Origin of the sequence: Mesorhizobium sp. M7A.F.Ca.CA.002.04.1.1 (genome assembly GCF_004022805.1) — a bacterium.
Taxonomy (GTDB): Bacteria; Pseudomonadota; Alphaproteobacteria; order Rhizobiales; family Rhizobiaceae; genus Mesorhizobium; species Mesorhizobium ciceri.
Map to the genome: position 1 here is coordinate 1 of NZ_RZPL01000402.1, position 5,108 is coordinate 5,108.

The following is a 5,108-nucleotide window of genomic DNA, read 5'->3' on the forward strand; positions in this document are numbered from 1 at the left end:
AGTTTCCGGTGCGCGCGCCGCCGACGCCGTCGTCGTCGCCGAGCCGGAACCCGCTGAATACGTCAAGATTTGCGACGTCTACGGCGCTGGCTACTTCTACATCCCCGGCACCGAGACCTGCCTGCGCGTCGGCGGCTATGTCCGTTATGACATCGGCGGTGGCGACCTCGGTTCGTTCGATGGTGCAAAAGCCGCGGATCACCAGGATGGTGATGACCACAATACCTGGCTGAAGAATACCCGCTTCACGCTGAAGACCTGGACAGGCCAGGAAACCGAACTCGGCACCTTGAAGACCTACACCGAGACCCGCTTCAACTTCGGCGACGACAACGCCTTCGAGGACGTCAACGCCGCCCACAACCGGGACGTCTCGCTGAACTTCGCCTGGATCCAGCTCGGCGGCCTGCGCGTCGGTAAGGACGAATCGGCCTTCGATACGTTCGTCGGCTACGCCGGCAACGTCATCAACGACACGCTCGTTCCCTACGGCGATTTCGACACCAACGTCGTCCAGTACTACTTCGACGCCGGCAACGGCTTCTCGGCAGTGGTCTCGCTGGAAGAAGGTAACGCCAATGACACGATCGACAGCTATGTTCCGCATGTCGTCGGCGGCGTGAAGTACACGCAGGGCTGGGGCGCCATCACCGGTGTCGTCGCCTATGACAGCAATTACGAAGAAGTGGCCGGCAAGGTTCGCCTGGATGTGAACGTCTCCAACGAACTCTCGCTGTTCATCATGGGCGGCTACGGTTCGGACGACAATCTCAACGATAACCTCAGCAATCATGTCGACGCCAACGGTCGCGGCTTCTACAAGATGTGGGGTGGCAATTGGGCAGTGTGGGGCGGTGGCACCTACAAGTTCAACGAAAAAACCTCGTTCAACGCTCAGGTGTCTGCTGACGATTGGAAGAACGTCGGCGTTGCCGCGAACATCGCTTACGACGTTGTGCCGGGCTTCACGGTCACGGCCGAAGTCGACTACCTCCATGCAGGCCGATTTGGCGATGTCAACTATGTTAACCCATCGTTCACACCGGCCGACAAGAAGAACAGCATCGGCGGCCTCCTCCGCTTCCAGCGCTCGTTCTAATATATTTCGACTTGTCGAAATCGAAAACCCGGCGGGCAACCGCCGGGTTTTTTACGCCGGGTTCCGAGAGACTCGTCAAATGCAGTTGAGCCGCCCCGAGACCGAGCCCCTGCACTTCTTGAAGGTTTGCGAGCGACAATAGCCAGCCGACGAAGCCGAGCCCCGGCAGCTCCGGCAGTCCGGCAGTGCGTGAGTTTTCGCGCCAAGCACTTCGAGCGTGTCGACCAGCAGAATCAATTGACCAACCGAGCGATTGTGTTGGGATCATCGGGTGCGGAATCACGCGCATCCGTAAGCTTCTTCAGCTCTATTTCTCAGCAGTGCCAACCAAATCGAGGAGACGTGCGCGCATGAGCGGAACGCAGGACTGGTCTGAGTTACGTGTCCGCCAAGTCGCCCAAAGCATCGATGAGTGGCTGGATCTCGCCTTCATAATTCTTCCAGCGCTTGACCGACGATTTGTAGATCGGTTGGCGAACCTGCCAGCGACTGGGTGTGTTGACCGAACCATCCCTGTCGAAAAAGCGCAGGCAGGCGTCATCCCAGGGCAGCCCAAGGTAATCGATGAGGCGGCGTGACTGCGCTTCCTGATCGTCGACCAGCGTCTCGTACTGATTTTCGAAGATCAGGTTCGGGAAAACCTCGTTCCAATGCTGCATCAGGCGGTCATATTCTCGATAGTACAGGCCGAGTGTCTTCAGGTCGGTGTTGTAGCTGTGCCCCTCGCCGAATTTCTGGACAAAACAAGAGACGCAATTGTCGATGGCGTCACGACGGCAATGAATGATTCGCGCGTTGGGAAAGAGAACGGCGATAAGACCGATCAGCTCAAAATTATGAGGCATCTTATCCACGATCCGAAGCGCGGCAGGCGCTCGCTCCCTCAGATAGGTCAGGTGCTCTTCGGCCAGTGTTCCGGACAGGTGTTCTGTGATCGACGCCATCGCATGGTTTAGCCTCCCGGCCGATGACTTTCTGAGGTCGATCGCATTCGCGACTCTTCTGAGTTTGCTTAGTTCCCCTGCGCCATGGACATCGGGATGACTTGCGCAAATTTGTTCCGTGAGTGTCGTTCCCGAGCGCGGCATGCCGACCACGAACACAGGAACTTCCGAAGGATTTCCGTAACCCGACCTGGCAGCCAGCATCTCAGGCGTGAAGGTCTCAATCAGTGAATCTACCCACCGACGGTATTGGTCGATATCGAAGTAGCGGCCCGAGGCCTGTTTGGCCTTGTTGAAATGGCCGAATGCATCCTTATAGCGCTTGAGGTCGTTCAGCACCTTGCCGGCCGCCAGATGGAGCTTCTCTACGCCGTCCAGATCAAGCTTGGGATTGCCGAGTTCACCAACGATGGATTGTAGTTCCTTTGGCTCTTCGGTGAACTTTTGCGTCTGTACAAGGTCGTTGTAGGCAGTCGGCATTGCGATGCGACGTTCGATTGCTTCTTTAAGAAAGGCGGCGGCCTCGTCCATGCGCCCCAGGCTGCTGAGCGCGCTGGCCAGTCCTATCCGCACTTTGGGATGATCGCGGTTGATCTTCAGCGCCTTCTCATAGAGCGGCAAAGCCATGTCGGGTTTATCAAACTGGATATAAGCGTCCCCCAATGCACAAAGCGCTTCGATGAGACCTGGCTGCAACTCCAAGGCATACTGCATATGCTCGATTGCCGGTGAATATTCACTGACCTTCACATAGGCCGAAGCCAAACCAAGGTGGTAGTAGGGGTTTTTTGGTTCCTCGCCGATCGCTCGTGCGAAATATCGCAAGGCCGCCTCATCGTCGTAGCCCAGGCACACGGTCCCCAAAATATACAGGGCGAGCGGATGGTTAGGCGTGCGCGCCAGCACCCGAAGGCATAGGTCCTGAGCCTCGTTAAGCCGCTTGGCCTGCTGAAACTGATACGCCTGCTCCAGCAACGCATCGTCTGCCTGCGCAGGCGAAAGCGAATTTGCGTTGCGCAGATTTGGCTGCGGGAATTTGGGTTTCGGCCCGGTTTGGACCTTGAGGTGCTTTGACCAGGCAGGCGGCAGACGGTTGTTCATCACGTCTCGCTAGCAAAAGCGGCCGAAAGAATCCAGCGTTACGGATCTGCCCAGCGGCAACTTGCACCGACCCATCCGGCGCGCTAGCAAGAAGGCCCTTTCAAGCGAGCTTCCACCATGCATCAGCGCCCTCCCCTCATGCCGCTCATCGCAGCGCTTCCCTCGACGGTGCCGTTTGTCGGCCCCGAAGCGCAGGAGCGCGAGCGTGGCCGCGCTTTTCGCGCCCGCATCGGCGCCAATGAGAGCAGCTTTGGTCCCTCGCCGCGCGTCATCGCCCGCATGGCCGAGATCGCCGGCGACATGTGGATGTATTGCGATCCCGACAATCACGATCTGAAGGTGGCGGTAGCCGCGCATCACGGCGTAAAAGCAGAGAACGTCGTTGTCGGCGAAGGCATAGATGGCCTGCTCGCCCTGGTGGCACGCATGTATGTGGCGCCCGGCGATGCTGTGGTCACCTCGCTCGGCGCTTATCCGACCTTCAACTTCCACATCGCCGGTGTCGGCGGACGACTGGTGACGGTCCCTTACGAGAACGACCGGGAAAGCCTGGATGGCCTGCTGGCGGCGGTGCACAGGGACAAGGCCCCGCTGGTCTATCTCTCCAACCCCGACAATCCGATGGGCAGTTGGTGGGAGGCGAGCGAGATCATCCGCTTCATCGAGGCGCTGCCGGAAACCACCATGCTGGTGCTCGACGAGGCCTATGGCGAACTCGGGCCGGCCTCGGCGCTGCCGCCGATCGATATCTCCAGGCCAAACGTCATCCGCATGCGCACCTTCTCGAAGGCGTACGGGCTGGCGGGCATACGCTGCGGCTATGCGATCGCTGAGGCCCAGGTGATCCGCGACTTCGAGAAGATCCGCAACCATTACGGCGTCAGCCGCATGGCGCAGATCGCCGGCGTCGAGGCGCTCGCCGATCAGCACTATCTGCAAAGCGTGGTGGCGCGGGTCGCGGCCGGCCGCCGACGCATCGCCGGCATTGCCGAGGCGAACGGGCTGAAGCCACTGGCGTCGGCGACCAATTTCGTCACCATCGATTGCTGCGGCGATGGCGCCTTCGCGCTGAAAGTTCTGCAAGCCCTGCTGTCACGCGACGTCTTCATCCGCAAGCCGATGGTGCCACGGCTCGACCGCTGCATCCGCGTCAGCGTCGGCCTCGATCACGAGCTCGACATTTTTGCCGAGGAACTTCCCGGTGCTTTGGCGGCAGCGCGGGGTAATTAGGATACCGCTGGCGCGCAACCGGCAGCAAAAGCCGCCTACAAATCCATTTCCCAGGTCTGGCCGGTCAGATCCTTGCCGAAGCTGCGGTGGTGCTCCTGCGAGACCAGCCTGAAGCCGGCACGTTCGTAGATCGCGCGCGCCGCAACGAGGATGTCGTTGGTCCACAGAACTAGCTTGGCGTAGCCGCAAGCCCGGGCCTGGTTCACGCATTCCGCCACCAGTCGTTTGCCGATGCCGAAGCCGCGCGCCGACGCCTCGACATGCAGCATTCTCAGCTTGGCCACCTTATCATCCTGATGAACCAGGAACACCGCGCCGACCGGCTGACCACCGCGCTCGGCGATCCAGCAGAAATCGCGGCCGGGCACGAAATTGCGAATGAAATCGGCGCCGATCTCGGCGAGCATGGCCTCGAACTCGATCGTCCAGCCATATTCCTCGGCATAAAGTTGGGCCTGGCGCTGCACGACCCAGCCGACATCGCCGACGCGGTGCGGCCGCAACGTCACCTCGCCGCTTTCACGGGTGGGATCACCCAGCAATTCCCCCGCCTTGCGCAAGGCGCTGCGCAGTTCATGCAACCTGTCGTCGGGTACGCTTTCGATCAGCCGCGCCGTATCCCGATCGGCCGCCGCCTGCAGCCTGGCAAGCGCTGCCTCGCCCCTTGCGGTCAGCGAGAGGACCCTTCGGCGCCGGTCAGCCGGGTCCGTTCTGGCCTCGGTCAGCCCCTGGCC

General features: G+C 60.4%; 4 protein-coding genes. 2 read left to right on the forward strand and 2 right to left on the reverse strand.

Annotation, left to right across the window (positions count from 1 at the left end; translation table 11 throughout):
• Positions 1-1,099, forward strand: a 1,099-nt coding sequence (locus ENZ75_RS20140; RefSeq protein WP_164747998.1) for a porin, incomplete at its 5' end; no start/stop codon positions are given.
• Between the two features lie 377 nt (positions 1,100-1,476).
• Here ENZ75_RS20140 and ENZ75_RS20145 read toward each other — a convergent pair.
• Positions 1,477-3,144, reverse strand: coding sequence for a sulfotransferase (locus ENZ75_RS20145; RefSeq protein ID WP_013532602.1), 1,668 nt, complete (start codon positions 3,142-3,144; stop codon positions 1,477-1,479).
• 117 nt (positions 3,145-3,261) lie between these two features.
• Between ENZ75_RS20145 and ENZ75_RS20150 the strand changes: the two genes are divergently transcribed.
• The gene (locus tag ENZ75_RS20150) at positions 3,262-4,374 is read left to right on the forward strand and encodes a pyridoxal phosphate-dependent aminotransferase (protein WP_013532603.1); all 1,113 of its coding nucleotides are present in this window, start codon (positions 3,262-3,264) and stop codon (positions 4,372-4,374) included.
• Positions 4,375-4,409: 35 nt separating this feature from the next.
• Here the strand turns inward: ENZ75_RS20150 and ENZ75_RS20155 are convergent.
• Positions 4,410-5,108: GNAT family N-acetyltransferase (locus tag ENZ75_RS20155; RefSeq protein WP_164887887.1), on the reverse strand; the 699-nt coding region annotated here is incomplete at its 5' end.

Bases quoted from the DNA above. Each gene is read 5' to 3' on its own strand.
- ENZ75_RS20145 (WP_013532602.1), bottom strand. From the start codon at position 3,144: ATGAACAACCGTCTGCCGCCTGCCTGGTCAAAGCACCTCAAGGTCCAA.
- ENZ75_RS20150 (WP_013532603.1), top strand. From the start codon at position 3,262: ATGCATCAGCGCCCTCCCCTCATGCCGCTCATCGCAGCGCTTCCCTCG.